We start from the raw sequence: 22,275 nt of genomic DNA on the forward strand, positions 1-22,275 counted from the left end.
GTGGGGATGGGGCTTCAAGGAGTGTCGGTGAAATGCGCGGCCAGATGGATGCCACGAGCAAAATTTTCGCAAATCGCTTGCGAAAGACCATGACCGATGCAGAAAGAATGCTCTGGCAGCACTTGCGCGCCCGGCAACTCGGCGTGAAGTTCCGCCGACAGCATCCCTTTCAGGGGTATATCCTCGATTTTGTGTGCCTTGAGCGCGGGCTCGTCATTGAAGTGGACGGCTCCCAGCATGTGGATGCAGCCGTTCGGGATGCAATACGGACCGACGTTCTGGAGAGTGCGGGATTTCGCGTGGTGCGCTTCTGGAACAATGAAGTACTGACGCAAACGGACTCGGTGGTGGAGTGCATTGCGCGCGAATTGAACCCATCCCCATCCTGTCCTTCCCCTTGAAGGGGAAGGGACCTGCTAATAACCGCAGACGCGGTTACGTGAGTCTGGTTGAGTGCAGCACGGTCGCTCCCTCCCCTTCAAGGGGAGGGTTGGGGTGGGGATGGGTTAAGCACATGCAGCAGAAACTTCCCCTTGAAGGAGAAGGGACCTGCTAAAGAGGGATCGCCTGGCTGGTCATCCGCCAACGATCACTGGATGCTGCTCGCCAGCTCGAAGATCGGGATGTACATCAGGATCACGATGACGCCGATCACCAGGCCGATGAAGGTCATCAGCAGCGGTTCGAACAGGCGCACGAACCACTCGATGAAGCGGCCCATCTCCTCGTCGTAGAAGTCGGCGGTGCGCTCCATCATCTCGCCGAGGTTGCCCGCATGCTCGCCGGCGCGCAGCATGCGCAGCGACACCGGCGTGGCCATGTGGTTCGTTTCCAGCGCCCAGGACAGCGCCTGGCCTTCGCGGATGCGTGCGGCGACTTCGTCCAGGCGGCTGCGCGCGCCGACGCCCAGCAGGCCGCGCACCATGCCGATCGCGGTCAGGATGGGGATGCCGCCCTGCAGCAGGATGCCCAGCGAGCGGTAGAAGCGCGCCATCTCGTAGATGAACAGCCGCTTGCGGATCGCCGGCACCGCCTCCAGCAGCGTCGACAGCGTGCGCCGCACCGGCGGCTGGCGCAGCAGCAGCGCCGCGCCGACGAGGGCGGCCAGCACCCCGGCGCCCAGCGCGGCTTGGTGCGCATGCAGGAACTGGCCGGAGCTCAGCAGCACGCGCGAGAGCCACGGCAGGTTGGAGCCGAGGTCCTCGAACACCACCGCGAAGCGCGGCACCACGTAACCGATCAGGAACAGCAGCACCGCGCAGCCGACGAGGAACAGCAGCACCGGGTACACCGAGGCGCTGACGATCTTCTGGCGCACCTCGTCCACGCGGCTGCGGTAGCCCACGTAACGGCCCAGCGCGGCGCCGACCTCGCCGGTCTTCTCGCTCGACTGGATCAGCGCGACGTACAGCTCGGGAAAGACCTCGGGGGTGCGGGCGAGCGCCTGCGACAGCGACTTGCCCTCGTACAGCGCGCGCACCAGGTCGTCCAGCACCTTGCGCGCGTGGGCGTCGCTTTCCTTCTCGGCGAGGCTCTCCAGCGCGTCGATGAGCGCGAGGCCGGCGTTCAGCAGCGTCGCCAGCTCCTGGCTGAAGAGCACCAGCGGAAACGCCTCCCGCCGTTGCCAGCGCAGCGCCGGCAGGCGTTGCGCCGTGCGCAGCGACATCACGCGCAGGCCCTGATCCTCGGCCTGGCGGCGCGCGTCGGCGAGGCTCGTCGCGTCGATCGTCAGTGCGACGACGCTGGCATCGCGGCTGACACCCTTGACGTGGAAGCGCATGGCGGCACTCCTGATGGGAAGTGGCTAACGGGTGTCACTGCCAGCTGTTCACGTCGGCGTTCTCGCCGTCGCCGCCCGGCTGGCCATCCTTGCCCAGCGAGGACAGATCGTATTCGCCGTGCTCGCCGGGTGCCGCGTAGATGTAATTGCGCCCCCACGGGTCTGCCGGAATGTTCTTCTGCAGGTAGGGGCCGGCCCACTTCGGTTCGCTGCCGGGGCGCGTCACCAGCGACGCCAGGCCCTGTTCGGTCGTCGGATAGTGGCCGGTATCGAGGCGGTACAGGTCCAGCGCCTTGGCGAGGCCCTCCACCTGCGCGCGCGCGGCCTTCACTTCCGATTTGCCGAGCTGGCTGAAATATTTCGGCGCCACCAGGCCGGCGAGCAGGCCCAGCACCACCAGCACCACCAGCAGTTCCAGCAGGGTGAAGCCGCGTGACGTGCGAGCGGCGCCGCGGCGAAGCATTCGACAGTCGTCCATGGTGTTGTCCGCAGAAGTGAAGAAGGTGTCCGCCCAGTGTAGGAACAGGCTCCGGGCGGCGTCAATTTGCAGCAGCAGGAAACATGCCCGTAGCGTGACAGGCGTCGCGGGTGGAAGCGGCAAGGCACGGCGCTTGCGTAACGCTGTCCGCAGCGGGGACTTTCCCCGGTGTGCCTGACAGTCCCGGAGGTGCAGCATGAAACCGCCAATTCCGCTTCTCGTCGCCGTCTGGATCGCATTGCCGCTGGCTGCACATGCGGATGTCTATGCCAAAGTCGACCCGGACGGGACGGTCACGCTCACCGACGAACCGCGCCGCGGCTTCGAGCGCGTGGTCGCGTCACCCGCCCCCAGGAGTGGGGGGGCTGCCCCCATAGGCGGGACCGGCATCGTCGGTAAGGAGTCGTCCGGCGAGATCGGCACGCTGCCCTTCGCCCCGCAGGTCGCGGCCGCCGCGGCGGAGCACGACCTGCCGGAGGCGCTCATCCATGCGGTGATCCGCGTCGAATCCAACTACGATCCGCGGGCGGTGTCGCCCAAGGGGGCGGTCGGCCTGATGCAGCTGATGCCCAATACGGCGCGCGCGATGGGGGTCACCGATGCGCGCAATCCGGCCGACAACATCCGCGGCGGCGCGCGCTACCTCAAGCACCTGCTGGAGATGTTCGGCAACGACATCCGGCGCGCCGTGGCCGCCTACAACGCCGGTCCGGGCGCAGTGGTGCGCAGCGGCGGCACCCCGCCTTTCGCCGAGACGCGACGTTACGTGCCGCGCGTGATCGAGCATTTCGAGCGCCTGGGCGGCGGCCGTGTCGGGCGGCTGTCGTGAACCATCGGGGGCGTCTCCCCGCCGTTGGGGATACACCCCATTCCCCGCCGCTGTGGAAGAATACCCCCGAAGGTGGGGCAGAGGTGGGGACCTCGCCCGCGAAACTGCGTGCGCTTGGGCCGGCGCCATGCGCCAGATCAAGGAGTGCCGCCCGCGAGTACGGCATGGTACGAGCCTCGCTGACGGCCTCCGCGGAAGGCCGCGAAGACTCTGCGCTGCAGCCCGGTTACCGCAGCCGACCTTGAATGCGGATAGGGAACGAGGGAGATGAACACGATGGGTGAGGTCGCCGCCCGACCGGAGCGGTCCGGAGCGCACGCCACGGCGAGGTTGCCGTGACGGCGTGCGCGCGTCCGGCAGCCGGAAAGGGGCCGCGCGGCGAGCGCATCGTCGTCGCGGTGCTGGCCTTCGTGCTGTGGCTGGCGCCCATCCTCGCACTGGGCCACGCGCTGCCTCGCGGCCCGGTGCCCGGGTCCGACATCTGCAGGACGCAGTCCGCCAGGACCGCGGACGAGCAGCCGGCCACCGGGAGCGACCATCGCTGCCCGGATTGCTGCTGCTCGGCGGTCCGCCTCGGCGGCGGCTTGCCGGCCGCGGCGGGCTGGTTCTTCCTCCCGGCCTCCGCGCCCGTGCTCGCGGGCGACGTGTCCTCCGCCCCGCGCCCGCTCGTGTGGCGCGACCTCGCGCCGCCGCCGCGTGCGCCCCCTTCCCCGGCCGCCGATTCCGCCATCGCACCCGGCATCGGCTGATCGTCCGATGCCTTCCGATCACGAATTCAGGCCCTGATCCGCCCACCGGCGCGGACGGGGCCGGGGAGTCCAACCATGTTTTGCCTTCGCCCTGTCGCCGCGAGCGCCGCCAGTGTATTCGCGCTCGCCCTTGCCGCACCGTCGGCCGCCTTCGCGTCCTGCGGCGCTGCCTTCTGCTCGGTCAATACCAGCTCCGCCTTCATGAACGCCGGCCTTGCCGGAACCACCCGCCTGGGCCTGCGCTACGAGTTCATCGACCAGCGCCACCCCATGCATGGCGACGACGACGTTTCGGTGGGCGAGATCCCGCGCCACCACGACGAGGTGCGCACCCTCAACCGCAACCTGCTGTTCACGCTGGAGCGCGATCTTGCGCCGGACTGGACGATCGGCGCGACGCTGCCGCTGATCGACCGCAGCCACAAGCACATCCACAACCACCACGAGGATGGCGAGGTGCACCACATCCCGGAGGCCTGGGATTTCCGCGAACTCGGCGACCTGCGCGTCGAGGCGCGGCACGAACTCCTCGCGAGTCGCGAGCAGGGCCTCGGCATCAGCTTCGGGGTCAAACTGCCCACCGGCCGGACCACGCTGAAGAACGGCGACGGTGACCTGGCCGAGCGCAGCCTGCAGCCGGGCAGCGGTACCACCGACCTGCTGCTGGGGGCGCACTGGCGCCTGGACCTGGCGGGCGGCTCGACGGCGTTTGCGAGCGTCGGCGCGCAGTTCGCCACTGCGGAGCATGACGACTACCGCCCCGGCCACCGCGTGCACCTCGATGTCGGCTGGCTCAAGCCCGTCAGCGAGCGCCTGAGCATCCCGCTGCAGCTCAACGTGTCGTTCAAGGCGCGTGATCGCGGCGCCGAGGCCGAGCCGGAGGATTCGGGCTCGACGACGGTGGCGCTGAGCCCGGGGATCAGCTGGCAGATGTCGCCGCACTGGCAGCTCTATGCGTACTACCAGCGCCCGATCTACCAGCACGTGAACGGCGTGCAGCTCACGCCGCGCTGGAGCGCCGTGCTCGGAACGACCTTCGCGTTCTGAACCGGCCTTTTCCCCCGTTCCAGCCGCTCGACGCCCCGGTCGTCGGCTGGACGTCTCACCCGGCCCGGCCGCCCGGCCCCCTTCCCCCATCTTCCGGCCCGCCTGCGCGGGAATAACCGGGGACGATTCCCCCATGTCGGGGGCGGCATCCCCGGTGCCACGCGACGGGACAAATCCTGAATACCCATGATGGGTAATCACGCGCAAAGCACCATGACTCAAGCATCGGCGGGTGGATCGCGCTGCCGTTCCGTGCGGCGAAGCCGCGTCATCGCCGGATTCGAGTTGGGGGTGCCCCACCCGCAACGCGGGGAAAAGTTGGGGAATCTTCCCGGATCCCGCCGCGCGAATTAACCAAATACATGAAAAAACACGGTTTTTTTCGCTGGCACGCACGTTGCGAGGAAGCTCACGGGATTTTCCCGTTAATGGTCCGACTCCGGTGTGCACTGCCAGGCCGGGCAAGGACTGGCGGTCTGCGGCTTCCAGTCAGACCAAGGCGTTGTAACCGTGGGGGGAACGACGATGAAATACCTGAATCCAGTCGCGCAGGCGACCCGGCGCCCGGGCAGAGGTATCCGCCTGATGCGCGGGGCCGGCCTGCTCTCGCTGGTCGTGGCGGCAGCACTGTTCACCGGCCACGCCGAGGCGCAGAAGAAGGGCGGCGGAGGCGGCGGTGGCACGACTACGCCGCCGGCCAGCGGCGGTGGCACGACGACGCAGCCGGCCGGCGGCACGATCGCGTGCTCGCGCACGCTGGTCGCGAATGTCGTCGCACTCGACCAGCCGCTGATGTTCAACCGGCTCGGCGCGCAGAACATCAACGGCATGATGTTCGCGCTGGAGGAAGACGTGGTCGATGCGAGCGGCAAGACGCTTGCGGCGGGCGGCATGAAGGCGGCCGGCCAGGTCAGGCTGCGCGACGACAAGCGCCCGCGTCCGCTGGTGCTGCGCATCGCGGCGGGCGAATGCCTGAGCGTGCGGCTGACCAACCTGCTCGCTCCCACTGCCAACGCGCGCCACGCCTCGCCGCCCGAGATGCACATTGACGAGCAGGTCGCCGACCGCAACGTCGGCTTCTTCGCGCAGGGCATGCAGGCGGTCAACAGCATCGCCGACCTGGGCGACAACGTCGGCCGGAACATGAGCTCGCTGGTGGCGCCGGGCAACAGCAGGACCTACACGCTCTACGGCGAGCGCGAGGGGACTTTCGCGATCACGAGCTACGGCGCGACCTTCGGCGCCGACGGCACCGCCGGCAACATTGCCAACGGCCTGTTCGGCCAGATGACCGTGATGCCCAAGGGGGGCCGCGCCTATCGCAACGTCGTGAGCGAGGAGGAGCTGCGCCTCGCCGCCGACCGGAACGGCGACGGCGTGCTGACCGCGGCGGCGGCCGAGCTGACGGCGGCCGGCCAGCCCGTGGTGAACTACGAGGCGCGCTTCCCCAACGCCGAGCCGTGGATCTCCGAGGGCAAGGCCGGCAAGCCGGTGCTGAACATGGTCGACGGCACGCGCATCGTGCACACGGAGCTCGACGCCGTGGTGCTGGGCCCGAATCCCGACGGCACCTTCCCCGCATCGACCTATCCGCTGGAAGCGATCGGCAAGCGCAACCCCGCCTACCCGAACCGCCTCGAGCCGTTCCGCGACTTCTCGGTGATCTTCCACGACGAGACGGCGGCGGCGCAGGCCTTCCCGGGGTTCTACGATGACCCGGTGTTCGGCTACGTGCTGGAGGCGACGCGCGACGCGTTCATGATCAACTACGGCTCCGGCGGCATCGGTTCCGAGATCATCGCCAACCGCCTCGGCGTCGGCCCGATGCACGACTGTCTGCACTGTGCGTACGAGGAATTCTTCCTCACCGCCTACGTGGTCGGCGACCCGGCGCAGCTGGTCGACATCCCCGCGAACGTCGGCCTCGAGGCGCTGAAGCCGGGCGAGGCGCCGGCACCCGGCACGACCGGCATCAAGGCGACGAAGGCGCTGTACCCGCAGGATCCGTCGAACGTGCATCACAGCTACATCGGCGACTTCGTGAAGTACCGCAACATCCACGTGGGCCAGGAACAGCACGTGTTCCACCTGCACAACCACCAGTGGCTGTTCAACCCGAACGACGACAACTCCAACTATATCGACGCCCAGGGCATCGGGCCGGGGTCGGGCTATACCTACGAGCTGGTGAACGGTGGCTCGGGCAACCGCAACCGCTCGCCGGGCGATGCGATCTACCACTGCCACTTCTACCCGCACTTCGCGCAGGGCATGTGGTACCTGTGGCGCATCCACGACACCTTCGAGGCAGGCACGCGGCTGCAGGTCTCGAACGGCGCCAAGGGCTACCACAGCACGCCGTATGCGCTGCAGGACGGCACGCCCGCACCGGGGGCGCGCGCCTACCCGGACGGCGAGCTGGTGGTCGGCGCGCCGATCCCCGCGGTGGTGCCGCTGCCGGGCAAGGCGATGGCGCCGATGCCGGGCAAGGTGGAGGTCGTGACCAAGTACGTCACCGACCCGGCCGGGGCGAGCCACATCGCGGGCTCCAAGGCCCGGGTCGATCGCAGCGCCGCGAACCGCAACGTCGACGGTACGCTGAAGAACCCCGGCTATCCGTTCTGGGTTGCGGGCATCGAAGAGACGATGGGGCAGCGTCCGCCGACCCCGCCGCTCGACATGCTCACGCCGGAGAAGGCGCAGGCGCTCAAGGATAGCGGCAACCCGCTGTGGTCCGGCCTCGTGCCGGCGCAGGCGGGCGGCTGGGACGGCGGCCTGCCGCGCGGTGCGGTCGAAGGGAAGCTGTCCGGCGGCACGGCCGACGTGACGACCAGCCCGGTCGACTTCATGAAGAAGCTGACCTCGGCCAAGATGGTGTACTTCCCCGAGGAAGGCACGGACGCGGAGCAGGCGGCGATGGCCTTCCATTCGCGGCCCTTCCACGCCAGCTTCGCGGTCGATCCGACCGGCGCGACGGTGACGGCGGCGAACTTCAAGACCAACGGCGCGAAGCCCTCGGTCGCGGCGCCTTATGCCGAGCCCTGCATCGATGACACGCAGAAGCAGCTGACCGGCACCGCGGGCGCGGGCACCTGGTTCAGCGGCGCAACGCCGACCGCGATGTGGATCGGCAAGTCCTCGAAATACAACGCGACCACGCCGCGCGTGTACAAGGGCGCCAACATCCAGTTCGACGCGGTGCTCAACAAGGCCGGCTACCACTTCCCGCAGCAGCGCATCATCACGCTGTGGGAGGACGCGATGCCGGTGATTAACAAGCAGCAGGCGCCCGAGCCGCTGGTGATGCGCGTCAACACCTTCGACTGCGCGATGTACCACCACACCAACCTGGTGCCGGAGTTCTACGAGCTGGACGACTACCAGGTGCGCACGCCGACCGACATCATCGGCCAGCACATCCACCTGCCGAAGTGGGACCTGTCGACGACCGACGGCGCGGCCAACGGCTGGAACTACGAGGACGGTACGTTCGCGCCGGGAGCGGTGGTCGAGAGCATCCACGCGGTCCGCCACTACAACCACTGCGCCGAACCGACCGATCCGCGCGACGGCACCAACGTCTGCCCCGTGCCGAAGGCGCATCCCTACTTCGGGCAGTTCAATCGTCCGGACTGGATGGGCGCACGCACGACGATGCAGCGCTGGTTTGCGGACCCGGTGCTGAACCAGCACAACATCGACCGCGGCCTCGGCAACATCTTCACGCATGACCACTACGGCCCCTCGACCCACCAGCAGATCGGCCTGTACGGTACCGTGCTGACCGAACCGGCGGGCTCGACGTGGTACCACGCTGAGACCGGCGTCCCGCTGCACACGCGTGCGGACGGCGGCCCGACCTCGTGGCAGGCGGTGATCAGCTCGGGCGACATCGACAACGACACGATCGATGACAGCTTCCGCGAGTTCTACCTCGAGTTCACCGACTTCCAGCATGCGTACGAAGCCGGCGTGTATGTCGGCGCAGGCCCGGACGGCAGGCCCGACCCGCTGAAGTACCCGGCCAGTGCGGACAGCTTCCGCTATGCGATCAACCCGCCGGCGAAGAAGACCACGCAACCGATCTTCCCCGACATGCAGCTCATGGCTGCCGGTGGCGGGAAAGTCGGGTGCCCGGTCCGCCCCTGCCCGCAGGCGATCTCGGCGGACGACCCGGGGATGTTCTCGGTGAATTACCGCAACGAACCGGTGGGGCTGCGCATCTACGACCCGACCAGAACCGGTCCCGACGGCAAGCCGGGCATGCAGGCGGACGGCGAAGCGGGTGACCTCGCGTTTGCGTTGCAAAGCCGTACCGACCGCAAGATCGCCGCCTTCAACCTGGCGCCCAGCGCGATCCTGTCGGCGACCGGGCCGACCGGCGGCGCCACGACCTTCCCGCCGCACATCAACAAGGCGGGCGACCAGCCGGGCGACCCCTTCACGCCGATGCTGCGCACCTACGCGGGTGACATCGTCCGCATGCGCGTGCAGGCCGGCGGCCAGGAGGAGGCGCACAGCATCAGCATCCACGGCGTGAAGTGGCTGCAGGCCGGTTCGGGCTTCGGCGCGGCGCCCAACTCGGGATGGCGCAACGGCCAGATGGTGGGCATCTCCGAGCAGTTCAGCCTCGGCATGCCGGTGGCGATGTATGCCAACCCGGACACGCCCGCGGCCGACTACCTGTACTCGATCAACGCATCGATCGAAGGCTACTGGAACGGCACGTGGGGCGTGATGCGCAACTATGCGGAGAAGCGCGTCGACCTGTTCGCGACGCCCAACAACCCGCAACCGGTCGCTGCCGCCAACGGGGCGGACTTCAACGGCATCTGCCCGAAGACCTACACCGATCCCAAGCTCGGCGTGCTGCCGGTCAAGCAGCGCGACTTCAACGTGGTGGTGGCGCTCGCCAACGACATCCTGCCCAACCCGCTCGGCCTGACCATCGGCATGGCGGACAGCAACGGCAAGCATGTCGGCGGCCCGCTCAAGGCCGATGGCGGCACGCTGGTGTACAACTCGCGTCCGACCCGCATCCCGGCTGCGACCCTCATCGACGAAGAGACCGGCCAGACGATCACGATCGGCGGCAAGTCCGGCCCGCTGCACGACCCGACCGCGATCATGTACGTGCGCAAGGAGGACCTCGATCCGACCACCGGCAAGCTGAAGGCCGGCGTCCCGGTCGAACCCCTGGTGCTGCGTGCGTCGTCCGGCGAATGCGTGAATGTGGTGCTGGAGAACCGCCTGCCGGCGGAGATGCCGGACCTGCCGTCGCCGAACCTGATGGCGCCGGTGGTCGTGCGCGACCGCAACGCCCCGCAGGGAACCACGGCCTTCAACAACAACCTGATGCGTCCGTCCGCGCACGCCGGCTTCCACACCCAGCTGCTGATGTACGACGTGACCAAGTCGGACGGCACCAACGTCGGCATCAACCCGGTGCAGACGGTTGCGCCCGGAGGTGAACCGAAGACCTATCAATTCTACGTAGGAGACCTGGCCCGCTCGTATTCCAAGGCAACCTCCCTCGTGAAGGGCACAACCTCCACCAGGACGGGGAGCGCCGACACCATCAGTGCGGTGGGCATCGAGTTCGGCGGCGTCAACATCATGCCGGCGGACAAGATCAAGCAGCCGCAGAAGGGCCTCAACGGGGCGTTCGTCGCCATGCCGCCGGAATCGACCTGGGTCGAGGACAGCAACATGCGCGCCGCCGCCACCGTGAGCAAGACCACGAAGCCCGCACTGGTGACCTACCGCGACTTCGCACTGCAGTGGGCGAAGGGTCTGAACATGCGCTGGGCCGATGGTGATCCGGTGGAGAACACCGCCGCCGAAGGTCCGATGGTGCATGAGGACCCGGAAGACAACTCGGCGATGGCGGTGAACTACCGGATCGAGCCGCTGTGGTACCGCTTCGGGAAGGCGCCGGATGCGCCCTTCGGCCACGCGCATGGCGCCGGCCTGGCGGACGTGCCCAATGCCAACGAGGCCTACAGCAACGCCCTGGTCGGCGGTGCGGACCCGCAGACCCCGGTGCTGACGGCGATGCGCGGCCAGCCGTTCCGCATCCACCTGGTGCAGGCTTCGGGCGGCAGCCGCATGGGGACCTTCGCCCTCCATGGCCACGTGTGGCAGCGCGATCCGTACCGTGCGCACAACGCGGTGCAGAGCGGCTACCCGTCGGTGAAGTACGGTGTCGCCTCGACGCGGATCCTGGAGAACCCGCTGGGGATGTACCTCGGCGGTCAGGAAAGCATCCTGCCGGCCGCGCACTTCACCTTCAACCTGGCGAGCGCGGGCGGTGCCAATGCCATCCCGGGCGACTACCTGTACCGCGACTTCGAGTCGCTCGGCAACCTGAGCGGCCGCTGGGGCATCTTGCGGGTGCAGTAAGCAAGGATGAGAGCAACGCAGTAACTCCCTCCCCTTCAAGGGGAGGGTTGGGGTGGGGATGGGTTAAACGGAGGCCACAGAAACCCATCCCCCTCCTGGCCTCCCCCTTGAAGGGGGAGGAATACAAGGGCGGGGTGCGGGCCAGGTCGGCCGCACCCCGCTGGTACGAAGTGTGCATGTCATGGCAACAGCAACCCGGCGGTTGCCCATCGGGGCGGGTCCGAAATGGCAGTGCGGCCCCCCGCTTCATGCGGAAACAGCCGTGTTGGCACAGGCAGAAGGCTGAAATTCCGGGCGCGTCGGTGAACGCGCAGCCGGGTGAACAACGCAGTCCGGGGACCCGGGAGTGGGTCCCCAAACCGGGGGGGAATCCATCGTGAGCCAACTTCGCTTCGCAACACTCTCGCTGCTGGTGTCGTGCGCATTGTCGGGATCGCTTGCCGCGGCGCCGGCGCCGGTATCGGCTGCGGCGGAGGCCAAACCGGCGGCCAGCGGGCGTGTGCTGCGCGACGGCGTGGCGATCGACTTCGAGGCGCGCCCGGCCGACGGGGCCACCGAGCTGGTCGAAGGCGGCCGCGCCGACGTCACCTTCCGCATCACCGATGCCAGGACGGGCAAGGGCGTGCCGGGACTCAAGCCGGGCGCGTGGCTGGACATCGCGCAGGTGATCGCGAACCCGAAGGCCAACGAGCAGAAGGAATGCAAGGACAAGATCGCCCTCTACCTGAAGGGCGTGGTCGGCGTGCGGCCGATGGTGGACCTCAACAGCTATTACCTGATGGTGCTCAACAAGGACCCGAGCATCAGCGTGATCGATCCGCTGACCTCGATGGGCGGCGTGACCAGCACGCTCGCGCGCATCATGCTCAAGCGCCCGCCGGTGGACTGGGCCAGGAGTGCCGACGGCAAGCACATGTTCGTGTCGATGCCGATCGCCGACCAGGTCGCGGTCGTCGACACGGCGAGCTTCCGCGTCGTCGCCGACGTCGATGCCGGTGACGAGCCGGTGCGCGTCGCGGTGCAGCCCGACGGGCGTTACCTGTGGGTCGGCAACAACTCGCGCGACCCGAACAAGAGCGGCGTCACGGTGATCGACGCCCACAGCTTCAAACCGGTGAAGACCTTCCAGACCGGCACGGGCCACCACGAGATCGCCTTCAGCGACGACTCGCGCCACGCCTTCGTGACCAACCGCGACGCGGGCAGCGTGAGCGTGTTCGACGTCGCCGCGCTGCAGAAGGTGAAGGACATCGCGACCGGGCCGCGGCCGATCTCGGTGGCGCCGTCGGGGCTGTCGAAGGCGCTGTACGTGGCCGACGGTCAGGCCGGCACGATCACGGTGATCGACGCGAAGACGCTCGCGACGCGCAAGGTGATCCAGGCCCGGCCCGGCCTCGGCCCGGTGCGCTTCACCGCCGATGGCCGCTTCGCCTTCGCGCTCAACACGCCGGAGAACACCGCGACGGTGATCGATGCGGGGGGCGACGATGTCGCGCACGAGCTCGCCGTCGCCGCCGAACCCTACCAGGTGACCTTCACGCCGGGCTATGCCTACGTGCGCGGCCTGGCGACCGAACGCGTGACGATGGTGAAGCTCGACACGCTCGGGAAGGGCCGCGAACCGGTGCTGCAGAGCTTCGCCGCGGGCGCCGAGGCACCCAGGCTCGCGGGCGACCTGCCGCTGGCGGCGAGCCTCGCCACGCGCGCCGACGAGGGCTCGGTGTTCGTCGTCAATCCGGCCAACAACACCACCTACTTCTACATGGAAGGCATGAACGCGCCGATGACCGGCTACCTCAACCGCGGCCACACGGCGCGCGCGGTGACGGTGGTCGACCGCGCGATGCGGCAGGGCGAACCGGGCGTGTTCTCGACGCAGGTGACGTTGCCGGCGCCGGGCAAGTTCGACGTCGCCTTCATGCTCGACCGCCCGCAGGTGCTGCACTGCTTCAGCGCCGACGTGAAGCCCGGCGCGCTCAGCGACGCGAAGCTCGCCGCACCGCGCCTCGAGTTCCTGCCCGCGCCGGTGACGGTGCAGGCGCCGGGCAGGGCGACGGTGCGCTTCCGCCTCGTCGCCGGCCGCAAGGACGTGCCGCGCACCGGCGTCAGGGATCTTGGCGTCACCTGGTTCCTGGCGCCGGCCGGCACGCGCCGGAGCACGGCCACGCGTGAGGTGGGCGAGGGCGTGTATGAGGCGGAGCTGCCGCTCGCCCAGACCGGCGCGTACTACGTGCATGTCGATTCGGCGGCGCTGCGCGAGACCCAGCACAAGCCCTACCTGACGCTGCGCGCGGTGTCCGCGGTGGCGGGCAACTGAGGAGGGCAGGTCGGTCACCAGGGTTTCTCCCTCCCCTTCAAGGGGAGGGCCGGGGTGGGGATGGGGTATAGCTGGCGTCGCCGAAACCCATCCCCCTCCTAACCTCCCCCTTGAAGGGGGAGGAACGACGTGCCCGAGCAGAACGCATATGCCGCACTCATCAGCACAAGTGAGGGGGCGATGAAGAAGAAACGCGAAGGAGTGAAGTCCATGAAACAGCAGCGCAGATGGAACATCATGCGCACGATCCTCGTCGCGCTGGCCGCGGGCATCCTCGTGCCGGGCGCGGCGCGGGCGCATGCCGAACATGCGGCGAAGGCGAACCACGGCGCATCCGACCCGAGGCGGCCCGACGACGTGACGGTGCGCTTCCCCGACGTGCCGCTGCTGGACCAGCACAGCCGCGAACGGCGCCTCGAGTCCGACGTGATCGGCGATCGCGTCGTGGTGATGGATTTCGTCTATACCAGCTGTACGACCGTGTGTCCGGTGGCCTCCGCGATCATGGCCGAAGTGCAGCAGAAACTCGCCGGGCGGGTGGGGCGCGAGGTCGCGCTGGTGTCGCTGACCGTGGACCCGGTGCGCGACACGCCGGCGCGCCTGCGCGACTATGCGCGCGCCCGCGGCGCGGGCGAGGGCTGGTCGTGGCTGACCGGCAGCGCGCCGGCGGTCAACGACACGCTCAAGGGCCTGGGGACGTGGACGCCGGACTTCGAGGACCATCCCGTCGTGATGATGGTCGGCGACGGCCGCACCGGCAAATGGACGCGCTTCTACGGCTTCGCGGACCCCGCGATGCTGGTCGCGCAGGTCGAATCGCTCATCGCGGCGCGTGCCGCCACCCGGGAGTAAGCACATGATCGCAGCACGCCGCACCGTCTTCCGCTCCGCCCTCTCGGCCCTCGCGCAGGTCCTCACCCTCGCCGCCGCGCCCGGCGCCTTCGCGCATGGCCAGCCGCACGCCGAAGCGCCCGCTGCCCCCGTGGCGCAAGCGGCCGCGCCGGCCGCGACGCCCCCCGCCACCGGCGGCGGCACGCACGACGCGCGCGCCTACTTCACCGACACCGAACTCGTCGACCAGCACGGCCGCAGGCTGCAGTTCTACAGCGACGTGCTGAAGGACCGCGTCGTGGTGCTCAACGTGGTCTACACGAACTGCAAGGACGCCTGCCCGCTCATCACGCGCAAGCTCAAGGAAGTGCGCGACGCGCTGGGCGAGGAGGCCGCGCGCAAGGTGCATTTCATCTCGATCAGCAGCGACCCGCTGAACGACACGCCGGCTTCGCTGAAGGCCTTCGCGGCGAAGAATCAGGCCGACAGCCCGAACTGGATCTTCCTCACCGGCGACAAGGCGAAGGTCGACTTCGTGCTGAGCCGCCTCGGCCAGCTCGGCACCAGCGTCGAGGAGCACTCCACGCTGCTGATCGCCGGCGATGTGCCGAACAAGCGCTGGAACAAGATCCGTCCCGACGCACCGCCGCCGGCGATCGCCGAGCGTCTGAAGCTGCTCACCGAGCCCGTCGCCAAGGTGAGCCTAGGCAAATGAGTCAAGGAAAGTAACGATCATGGCAAGCCGCCGCCTTTCATGGTGGTCGGGTGTGATGGCCGCGCTGATCTGCGTCGCGGGGCCTGTGGCCGCAATCGAGCTGACTGCTTCCGAACAGGCCGGCAAGCAGATCTTCGTCGAAGGCCGCAGCGCCTCGGGCAGCACCATTGCGGCCCGCGTCGGGGGGGCGGACACGGCGATACCGGGAACGGTGGTGCCGTGCGCCAACTGCCACGGCGCCGATGGCCGCGGGAGGCGCGAGGGGGGCGTGCGTCCCCCCGACATCACCTGGCGGCGGCTTGCCCTTCCCTACAGCCAGCGCATGGAAAACGGGCGCGAACGGCCCGCCTACGACGCGGCGAGCTTCGCGCGCGCGATCACCACCGGCGTCGATTCCGCCGGCAACCGGCTCGACCCCGCGATGCCGCGCTTCACGATGTCGACGCGCGACGTCGAGGACCTGACGGCCTACCTGAAGCGCCTCGAGGACGACGGCGACCCCGGCCTGACGCAGGACGCCGTGCGCGTCGGCACGCTGCAGCCCGCGACCGGCCCGCTGGCCGAGCTGGGCACGACGGTCACGGCCATCCTGCGCGGCACCTTCGCCGCCGTGAACGCCGGCGGCGGCGTGCATGGCCGGCGCGTCGAGCTGGTCGTCGCCGACCCCGGCGCCGATGCCGCGGGCGCGGAGGCCGCGCTGCGCCGCCTCGTCGACGAGGAAAAGGTGTTCGCCCTCATCGCGCCGCTGGCGCCCGCGCTCGACGGGCGCCTCGGCGAACTCGCCGACGCCGCGCACATCCCCGTGGTCGGCCCGCTCGCGCAGCTGTCGGCCAGCGGCGGCCGCTTCGTGTTCGAGCCGCTGCCCGGCCTCGGCGAGCAGCTCGGCGCGCTCGGCGAATACGCCGCCACCGCGCTGAAGCTCACCAATCCGCCGGTCGCGATCGTGCATCCGGACGAGCCCCGCAGCGCCGCCATCGCCGGTGCGCTCGCCGCGCGCCTCGCCCGCCGCGGCTGGTCGCAGGTGCGTGCCTATGCCTACGTGCCGGGCGCGTTCAACGCCCCCTGGGTGGGCACGGAAGTGGCCGCGCAGGGAGCCAAGGCGGTGTTCTTCATCGGCCGCGACGCCGACTTCGGCGCGCTCGCCGCGCAGGCGCCGCTGCAGCAGGCGGCGCCGTGGCTGTTCGCGGCGGCGAACCAGGTCGGCCCGGCCGCGCTGCAGCTCCCCGCGCCGCAGGCCGAGCGCGTGTTCATCGCCTACCCGACGCTGCCGCAGGACTGGAGCCCGCAAGGCGCCGGCGCGCTGCGCGCGGTGCGCGAACGCAGCGGCGCGGGCGAGCGCCATCCCGCCTTCCAGGTCGGTGCCTATGCCGCGGCGATGGTGATGGTGGAAGGCTTCAAGCGCGCCGGACGCGACGCCAGCCGCGACAAGCTGGTCACCGCGCTGGAGAACATGCGCGGCTTCCAGACCGGCGTGACGCCCGCCATCGGCTTCGGGCCGGGGCAGCGCATCGGCGCGCCGGGGGCGCACATCGTCGGCGTGGATGCGCAGAAGCACATTTTCCGTCCGACGGGCCGCTATGTGCGCCTCGACACAGTAAAAGAATGAGGCGATGAGCTAATGTAGTGAAATACTAATCAAGGAGACAGGTGTGAGGACAGACCGGGCATCCGGCAGGCACGCCATCACGGCGCAGGAAGGGAGAGGAGGGACCGCGCGCCGCCGTGCGTCGTGCGGTCTGCGGCATGTGATGGCGGCCCTGTGCCTGGTCTGCACCCTCGCGTTGCCGGCGCCGGCCTCCGCGCAGGAGGTCGGCGTCGCGGCACGCGTCAATGGCGCGGAAATCACCGTCTTCCGCCTCGAGCGCCACTTCGAGGACTACCTCAAGCTCAAGGCGCGCAATGTCGCCGCCATCCGCAGCCCCGACGTGTTCAAGCGCCTCAAGCGCGAAGCGCTCGACCAGCTCATCGACAAGGAACTGCTGTGGCAGGAGTCGCAGCGCCGCGGCGTGAAGGTCGATGACGCCGCCGTCGAGGAGATCCGCAAGGGCATCGAATCGGGCTTCGCGACGCGCGAGGCCTACGAGCGCCGTGTCCGCGACGCCGGCTTCGACGACGCGACCTACGCCGAATACCTGCGCCGCGAGCTGGCGGCCAGCCGCACGCTGCAGGAGCTTGCGGGGATGCCCCGGATCAGCGACGAGGAAGTGCAGCGCACGCTGGAGAAGGAGCCGGCGCCCGAGGGCATGCCCGCGGCCGAGGCGCAGCGCCAGGTGCGCGAATACCTTGCCGTGCGGCTCCGCGCGGAGGCCGGCCAGAAGGCGCTGCAGCGGCTGCGCGAGTCGGCCAGGGTCGAGGTGTTGCAGAAGTTCTGAAGTGTGTCCGGCCGTATGCCCCGATTTGGGGGCTGGTGGCCGGCAGCGGGGTGGTTTTCCCCCACTTTCGGGGGGTGAAGAGGGCGACGGATCAGCGAAGTCATCAGAGAAATGGCGCAATCCGCGGCATGTTTCGCTTGGCACGAAGCGTGCTGTTGTTCTGTCAAAACCCGATCCGGCAGGCCGGATGCGGACGAAAGCGGAGAGGGCCATGGCTACCAACAGAAGAGTTCTGATCGTCGAAGACGAGGACATCCTCGCGAGCAACCTGCAGGCCTACCTCGAACGGGCCTGCTGCGAAGCCCGCGTCGCGCCGGACGGGATCAGCGCGATCAACTCGCTCGATGCCTTCGTCCCCGACGTGCTGGTGCTGGACTACCGCCTGCCCGACATGACCGGCTTTCAGGTGCTGGACGCGATCCGGTCGCGCTGCGCCAGCGCCAACGCGATCCTGATGACGGGACAGCCGCGTAACGAGGTGCAGGCGGAGGCGGCGCGGCGCGGGATCGAGCACATCCTGTTCAAGCCCTTTCCGCTCGCCGAGCTGTCGAAGGTCGTGTGCAGCATCGGCCCCTACGCGGCGGCGCACGCGCCCGGCGGTGCGGAACCGCACGGCGAGCACGGGCTGACGCACCCCGACCGGCGGCAACACAAGCACAACCGCTTCCCCATGCGGCTGTATGACGGAACGTGGCTGTTCGCAGACCGGCGGCATGCGCACAAGTCCTTGCAGGGTCAGGCAGATAGCGACGAGGAATGACGCTGGAAAAAGGTGCAGCGGGGCGTAGACGATGGCAGAATCATCGCGCAGCGCTGCGAAACATGGCAGGGCCGGCCTTCCTGGCCGGAAGGAGACGGATGCAATGGATATGCATGTCACCCCTGAAATGGTCGTGCCGGACGTTGCCGAGGGCGTCGTCCAGCGGCTCGAGGTCGCGCTGCTGCGTTCGGCGCGCGACCGCGCGGCGGCGCAGGGTCGCCGCATGATCGACGAGCTGGAGGAACTGGCCGGACTCGAACCGCGCGAATTCTCCCGTCGCCTCGCCGCCACGCTGCATTATCCGGTGCTGCGCAGCGAGCAGCTTTTCGCCGGCGCGCCGGACTTCTCGAAGGTGTCGCTCGCCGACGCCATCAAGCACGAATTCGTGCTCGTGAAGCGCTCGCCGGAAGCCGGCGGCGGCCTCATCGGCGTGTTCTCCGACCCCTTCGACGACGCGCGCCTCGCGTGGATCGACGAGCGCCTCGGCGGTGCCGAGCTGCATCTGGCGCATACTGCCGACCTCGCGGCCTACCTCGCGCGCCACGAGGAGGACTTCCACGCCATCGATTCGCTCGCCACCGCGCAGGAGGCGAGCGAGACCATCGAGGACGTCGAGACGCTCTCGCTCGCGCGCATCAGCGAGGACTCCAGCGTCGTCGTGAAGCTGGTCAATTCGACCCTCTACGACGCGCTCAAGGCCAAGGCCAGCGACATCCACCTGAGCGCCACCGGCAGCGGCATGGTCATCAAGTACCGCGTCGACGGCGTGCTCGACACCGCCAGCCGCGTGCAGGGCGCCGACGTCGCCGAGCAGATGATCTCGCGCGTGAAGGTGATGGCCGAGCTCGACATCGCCGAGAAGCGCGTGCCGCAGGACGGCCGCTTCAAGGTGTCGATCAAGGGCCGCCAGATCGATTTCCGCGTGTCGATCATCCCCAGCATCTTCGGCGAGGACGCCGTGCTGCGCGTGCTCGACAAGCAGGACCTCGCCGACCAGGTGCATGGCGTGCGCCTCGACTCGCTCGGCTTCGAGCCCGACGTGATGAAGACCCTGCGCCGCCTCGCGAGCGAGCCCTACGGCATGGTGCTGGTCACCGGCCCCACCGGCAGCGGCAAGACCACCACGCTGTACGCGATGCTCACCGAGATCAACCGCGGCGTCGACAAGATCATCACGATCGAGGACCCGGTCGAATACCAGCTCCCCGGCGTGCTGCAGATCCCGGTCAACGAGAAGAAGGGCCTCACCTTCGCGCGCGGCCTGCGCTCCATCCTGCGCCACGATCCGGACAAGATCATGGTCGGCGAGATCCGCGACTCCGACACCGCGCAGATCGCCGTGCAGTCGGCGCTCACCGGCCACCTCGTGTTCACGACCATCCACGCCAACAACGTGTTCGACGTGATCGGCCGCTTCACGCAGATGGAGGTCGACCCGTACAGCTTCGTCTCGGCGCTGAACGGCGTGCTCGCGCAGCGCCTGATCCGGCTCGTGTGCCCGCACTGTGCCGTCGAAACGCAGCCGCGGCACGACGAACTGCACGCCGCCGGCCTCGATCCGGCCGAGGTCACGGGCTGGCGCTTCGTGCACAGCCCCGGCTGCGGCCGCTGCCGCGGTACCGGCTACCGCGGCCGCACCGCGATCGCCGAAGTGCTGCTGCTCGACGACGAACTGCGCCAGACCATCATCGACCACCGGCCCATCGCCGAGCTGAAGGAACTCGCGAAGAAGCGCGGCCTGCGCCTGCTGCGCGAGTCGGCGCTCGACCTGGTGCGCACCGGCCAGACCACGCTGGAGGAGATCAACCGTGTCACTTTTGTCGCGTGAGCGCTTCATCGCGGTGCTCGCCCCGACGCGGGTGACGCTGCTGCGCGCGGGGCCCGGGCGGCCCGCGCCGTGCGGCGCCTGCGACTGCGAGGGTGGGTGGAACGGCGCCGTCGACGCGCTGCAGGGCCTGCTGCGCGAGGCCGGCGCGCGCCGGGGCGAGGTCACGGTCGTGCTCTCCAGCCACTTCGCGCACTTCCGCCTCGTGCCGTGGAGCGACGCGATCAGCTCGCCCGCCGAGCTCGACGCCTTCGCGCGCATCGGCTTCGAGGACGTCTACGGCGCCGTCGCGGCCGGCTGGGCGCTGCGCATCTCGCCCGAGGCGGCGGGGCGGCCGCGCGTCGCCGTGGCGATCGACCAGGCCCTGCTGGAGCGCCTGCACACCATCGTCGAGGGCGCGGGGCTGCGCCTCGCCTCGGTGCAGCCCTACCTGATGGCCGCCTACAACCGCCTGCAGCCGAGCCTCGCACGCGACGACTTCGTCTTCGCCGTCGCCGAACCGGGCCGCTGCAGCATGCTGCTCGCGCGTGCCGGCCAGTGGCTCAGCGTGCGCTCCAGCGCGGCCGCCGACAACGAGCACGCGGTTGCCGCGCTCCTCGAACGCGAATGCGAACTCAACGGCATCGGCGACCCGCAGTCCGGGCCGGTGCCACCCGTATTCGTCCACGCCCCGGGGCGCGCCGCGAGCGCGTGGCCGGCAGTGGAAGGTGTCGCCCCCCGCGCATTGACGCTGGGCAGCGGTGACGATCCGTGGCAGGACATGGCGCTGGCGGTGGCGTGATGAAAAGACTGGAGCTCGATTTCCGTCGTTCGCCCGCGACCGGTGCCGCGGGCTGGGCCCTGCTCGCGGCCGGCGTCGTCCTCGCCGGCACGGTGCTGTGGGCCGGCGTGCAGATCCGGGACGAGGTCGCCGCGCAGGAAGCGAGCGCGCGCCAGATCCTCGCCAGCCTGCCCGAGCCGCTGCGCAACGTCCAGCCGACGGCGGTGGGCGGCATGGAGCGCGACGGCGCGCTGGCCGGCATGCAGCGCGTGCAGGAAAGCATCGACAACCGCCCGTGGCAGTCGCTCTTCGCGACGCTCGAGGCACTCGCGAGCAAGGACATCGCGCTGCTGTCGCTGACGCCGGACGCACGCAAGCACCAGGTCCGCATCACCGCCGAGGCGCGCGACCTCGGCGCGATGCTCGACTATCACCGCAAGCTGGAAGACACGCCCGCGCTGCGCGACGTGTCGCTGGTCAACCACGAGTTCGCCGAGCAGGTGCAGGGCCGGCCGGTGCGCTTCAGCCTCCTCGCAAGCTGGGTGACGGACCATGCGACTCCATAAGCTCACGCTCCACGAAGCGGTGCGCCGCCTGGGCCTGCCCGGCCTCGCTGGCGCCATCCTGCTGGCCGCCGCCGCGGCAGGCACCCTGTTCGTCGTGCTGCCCGGCCTCGAGGCGCGCGAGCGCGCCGCGCAGCAGGTGCTGCGTGCGCAGGCCCACGCCGCCGCCGTCCAGCGCGGCGAAGTGCCGATCGCGCGGACACCCGGGCGCCAGCTCGACGACTTCTACGCCGGCCTGCCGGCCCAGCTCACCGCGACGAAGGCGATCGACGGCCTGTACACCGCCGCCGACGTGGAGAAGATCTCGCTCGCGCGCGGCGAATATTCGCTCGCCGTCGAACAGGGCACCGACATGGCGCGCTACCAGATCGTGCTGCCGGTGCACGGCACCTACGCGCAACTGCGCCGCTTCATCGACACCGCGATCGCGAAGGTGCCGGGCCTGAGCGTGGAAGACCTGGACATGCAGCGCAAGGAGGTCTCCGAGACCGAGCTCGAAGGCCGCATCCGCATGACCCTTTACCTGTCGAGGCGGTGATGGCGAACCGGCGTGGTCTCTTCTGGCTGGCATTCCTCGGCGCGGCCGCGGCGCTCGCGGTCATCCCGGAATTCTTCGACAAGGCGCCCGAAGAGGCCGCGCAACCGGTGAGTCGTCCGCGCGAGACTGCCGGCGCACCGGCCGCTGGCGCGCAGACCGGACAGTTCGCCGAACTGCGTTCCGCCGCGTCTCCCGGTGCGGGGCAGGACGGCGCCGCAAGCGCTGCCGCCGCCGGCGCCGCGGAGGGCGCGCCGGCCGATGCCGCCCGCCCGGTGCCCGAACTCTTCGCCGCGCACACCTGGTACGTCC

At 69.3% G+C, this 22,275-nt stretch carries 17 protein-coding genes and 1 pseudogene; 16 read left to right on the top strand and 2 right to left on the bottom strand.

What is annotated here, in order from left to right; translation table 11 throughout:
* The coding region (locus tag GPA22_RS20775; RefSeq protein WP_246264586.1) for an endonuclease domain-containing protein at positions 1-401 on the top strand (401 nt) is incomplete at its 5' end.
* 188 nt (positions 402-589) lie between these two features.
* On the opposite strand, the gene GPA22_RS20780 is transcribed toward GPA22_RS20775, so the two are convergent.
* Together GPA22_RS20780 and gspG are read right to left on the bottom strand one after the other, a co-directional pair.
* Positions 590-1,780: a type II secretion system F family protein gene (locus GPA22_RS20780; RefSeq protein ID WP_169257982.1), complete on the bottom strand. Its 1,191-nt coding sequence runs from the start codon at positions 1,778-1,780 to the stop codon at positions 590-592.
* Positions 1,781-1,814: 34 nt separating this feature from the next.
* Positions 1,815-2,258 carry a type II secretion system major pseudopilin GspG gene (gene gspG / locus GPA22_RS20785; RefSeq protein WP_211169275.1) on the bottom strand — a complete coding sequence of 148 codons (444 nt, stop codon included), beginning with the start codon at positions 2,256-2,258 and terminating at the stop codon, positions 1,815-1,817.
* A gap of 196 nt (positions 2,259-2,454) precedes the next feature.
* On the opposite strand from gspG, the gene GPA22_RS20790 reads away from it, so the two are divergent.
* The 15 genes and pseudogenes from GPA22_RS20790 to GPA22_RS22655 form a co-directional block, all read left to right on the top strand.
* A complete protein-coding gene (locus GPA22_RS20790) occupies positions 2,455-3,087 on the top strand; it encodes a transglycosylase SLT domain-containing protein (RefSeq protein WP_169257983.1) in 633 nt (210 codons plus the stop codon).
* A gap of 335 nt (positions 3,088-3,422) precedes the next feature.
* Positions 3,423-3,836 carry a DUF2946 family protein gene (locus tag GPA22_RS20795; protein ID WP_169257984.1) on the top strand — a complete coding sequence of 138 codons (414 nt, stop codon included), beginning with the start codon at positions 3,423-3,425 and terminating at the stop codon, positions 3,834-3,836.
* Between the two features lie 75 nt (positions 3,837-3,911).
* Positions 3,912-4,883 carry a transporter gene (locus tag GPA22_RS20800; protein ID WP_169257985.1) on the top strand — a complete coding sequence of 324 codons (972 nt, stop codon included), beginning with the start codon at positions 3,912-3,914 and terminating at the stop codon, positions 4,881-4,883.
* A gap of 525 nt (positions 4,884-5,408) precedes the next feature.
* Positions 5,409-11,285, top strand: coding sequence for a manganese-oxidizing multicopper oxidase MnxG (gene mnxG, locus GPA22_RS20805; protein WP_169257986.1), 5,877 nt, complete (start codon positions 5,409-5,411; stop codon positions 11,283-11,285).
* A gap of 376 nt (positions 11,286-11,661) precedes the next feature.
* Positions 11,662-13,602, top strand: a complete 1,941-nt coding sequence (locus GPA22_RS20810; RefSeq protein WP_343036114.1) for a YncE family protein — start codon at positions 11,662-11,664, stop codon at positions 13,600-13,602.
* 210 nt (positions 13,603-13,812) lie between these two features.
* On the top strand, positions 13,813-14,454 hold the full coding sequence (locus GPA22_RS20815) for an SCO family protein (RefSeq protein WP_169257987.1): 642 nt from the start codon (positions 13,813-13,815) through the stop codon (positions 14,452-14,454).
* A 4-nt stretch (positions 14,455-14,458) separates the two neighbouring features.
* The gene (locus GPA22_RS20820; RefSeq protein ID WP_169257988.1) at positions 14,459-15,148 is read left to right on the top strand and encodes an SCO family protein; all 690 of its coding nucleotides are present in this window, start codon (positions 14,459-14,461) and stop codon (positions 15,146-15,148) included.
* A 19-nt stretch (positions 15,149-15,167) separates the two neighbouring features.
* Positions 15,168-16,754, top strand: coding sequence for an ABC transporter substrate-binding protein (locus GPA22_RS20825; protein ID WP_246264588.1), 1,587 nt, complete (start codon positions 15,168-15,170; stop codon positions 16,752-16,754).
* Positions 16,755-16,896: 142 nt separating this feature from the next.
* On the top strand, positions 16,897-17,520 hold the full coding sequence (locus tag GPA22_RS20830; RefSeq protein WP_169257989.1) for a SurA N-terminal domain-containing protein: 624 nt from the start codon (positions 16,897-16,899) through the stop codon (positions 17,518-17,520).
* A 211-nt stretch (positions 17,521-17,731) separates the two neighbouring features.
* Positions 17,732-18,280, top strand: coding sequence for a response regulator (locus GPA22_RS20835; protein WP_169257990.1), 549 nt, complete (start codon positions 17,732-17,734; stop codon positions 18,278-18,280).
* Positions 18,281-18,383: 103 nt separating this feature from the next.
* Positions 18,384-20,108 (top strand): GspE/PulE family protein, encoded by a 1,725-nt coding sequence (locus GPA22_RS20840; RefSeq protein ID WP_211169276.1) that lies wholly within the window; start codon positions 18,384-18,386, stop codon positions 20,106-20,108.
* Entirely contained in the window at positions 20,089-20,886 is a 798-nt protein-coding gene (locus GPA22_RS20845) for a hypothetical protein (protein ID WP_169257991.1), read from the top strand. Before GPA22_RS20840 ends, GPA22_RS20845 begins: the two co-directional genes overlap by 20 nt.
* Positions 20,886-21,431: a pilus assembly protein gene (locus tag GPA22_RS20850; RefSeq protein WP_169257992.1), complete on the top strand. Its 546-nt coding sequence runs from the start codon at positions 20,886-20,888 to the stop codon at positions 21,429-21,431. Before GPA22_RS20845 ends, GPA22_RS20850 begins: the two co-directional genes overlap by 1 nt.
* Positions 21,418-21,966: a GspMb/PilO family protein gene (locus tag GPA22_RS20855; RefSeq protein WP_169257993.1), complete on the top strand. Its 549-nt coding sequence runs from the start codon at positions 21,418-21,420 to the stop codon at positions 21,964-21,966. The genes GPA22_RS20850 and GPA22_RS20855 overlap by 14 nt, the downstream gene beginning before the upstream one ends.
* Positions 21,966-22,275 (top strand): annotated as a pseudogene (locus GPA22_RS22655) (secretion system X translation initiation factor); the annotation flags it as partial. The gene GPA22_RS20855 and the pseudogene GPA22_RS22655, both read left to right, overlap by 1 nt.

The sequence above is a fragment of the Aromatoleum toluvorans genome, from assembly GCF_012910905.1.
In the GTDB taxonomy this organism is placed as follows: Bacteria; Pseudomonadota; Gammaproteobacteria; order Burkholderiales; family Rhodocyclaceae; genus Aromatoleum; species Aromatoleum toluvorans.

Excerpts from the sequence above, each read along its gene's own strand:
- GPA22_RS20780 (WP_169257982.1), bottom strand. The coding sequence starts at position 1,780 with ATGCGCTTCCACGTCAAGGGTGTCAGCCGCGATGCCAGCGTCGTCGCA.
- gspG (WP_211169275.1), bottom strand. The coding sequence starts at position 2,258 with ATGGACGACTGTCGAATGCTTCGCCGCGGCGCCGCTCGCACGTCACGC.
- GPA22_RS20790 (WP_169257983.1), top strand. The coding sequence starts at position 2,455 with ATGAAACCGCCAATTCCGCTTCTCGTCGCCGTCTGGATCGCATTGCCG.
- GPA22_RS20800 (WP_169257985.1), top strand. The coding sequence starts at position 3,912 with ATGTTTTGCCTTCGCCCTGTCGCCGCGAGCGCCGCCAGTGTATTCGCG.
- mnxG (WP_169257986.1), top strand. The coding sequence starts at position 5,409 with ATGAAATACCTGAATCCAGTCGCGCAGGCGACCCGGCGCCCGGGCAGA.
- GPA22_RS20815 (WP_169257987.1), top strand. The coding sequence starts at position 13,813 with ATGAAACAGCAGCGCAGATGGAACATCATGCGCACGATCCTCGTCGCG.
- GPA22_RS20820 (WP_169257988.1), top strand. The coding sequence starts at position 14,459 with ATGATCGCAGCACGCCGCACCGTCTTCCGCTCCGCCCTCTCGGCCCTC.
- GPA22_RS20825 (WP_246264588.1), top strand. The coding sequence starts at position 15,168 with ATGGCAAGCCGCCGCCTTTCATGGTGGTCGGGTGTGATGGCCGCGCTG.
- GPA22_RS20830 (WP_169257989.1), top strand. The coding sequence starts at position 16,897 with ATGGCGGCCCTGTGCCTGGTCTGCACCCTCGCGTTGCCGGCGCCGGCC.
- GPA22_RS20835 (WP_169257990.1), top strand. The coding sequence starts at position 17,732 with ATGGCTACCAACAGAAGAGTTCTGATCGTCGAAGACGAGGACATCCTC.
- GPA22_RS20840 (WP_211169276.1), top strand. The coding sequence starts at position 18,384 with ATGGATATGCATGTCACCCCTGAAATGGTCGTGCCGGACGTTGCCGAG.
- GPA22_RS20850 (WP_169257992.1), top strand. The coding sequence starts at position 20,886 with ATGAAAAGACTGGAGCTCGATTTCCGTCGTTCGCCCGCGACCGGTGCC.
- GPA22_RS20855 (WP_169257993.1), top strand. The coding sequence starts at position 21,418 with ATGCGACTCCATAAGCTCACGCTCCACGAAGCGGTGCGCCGCCTGGGC.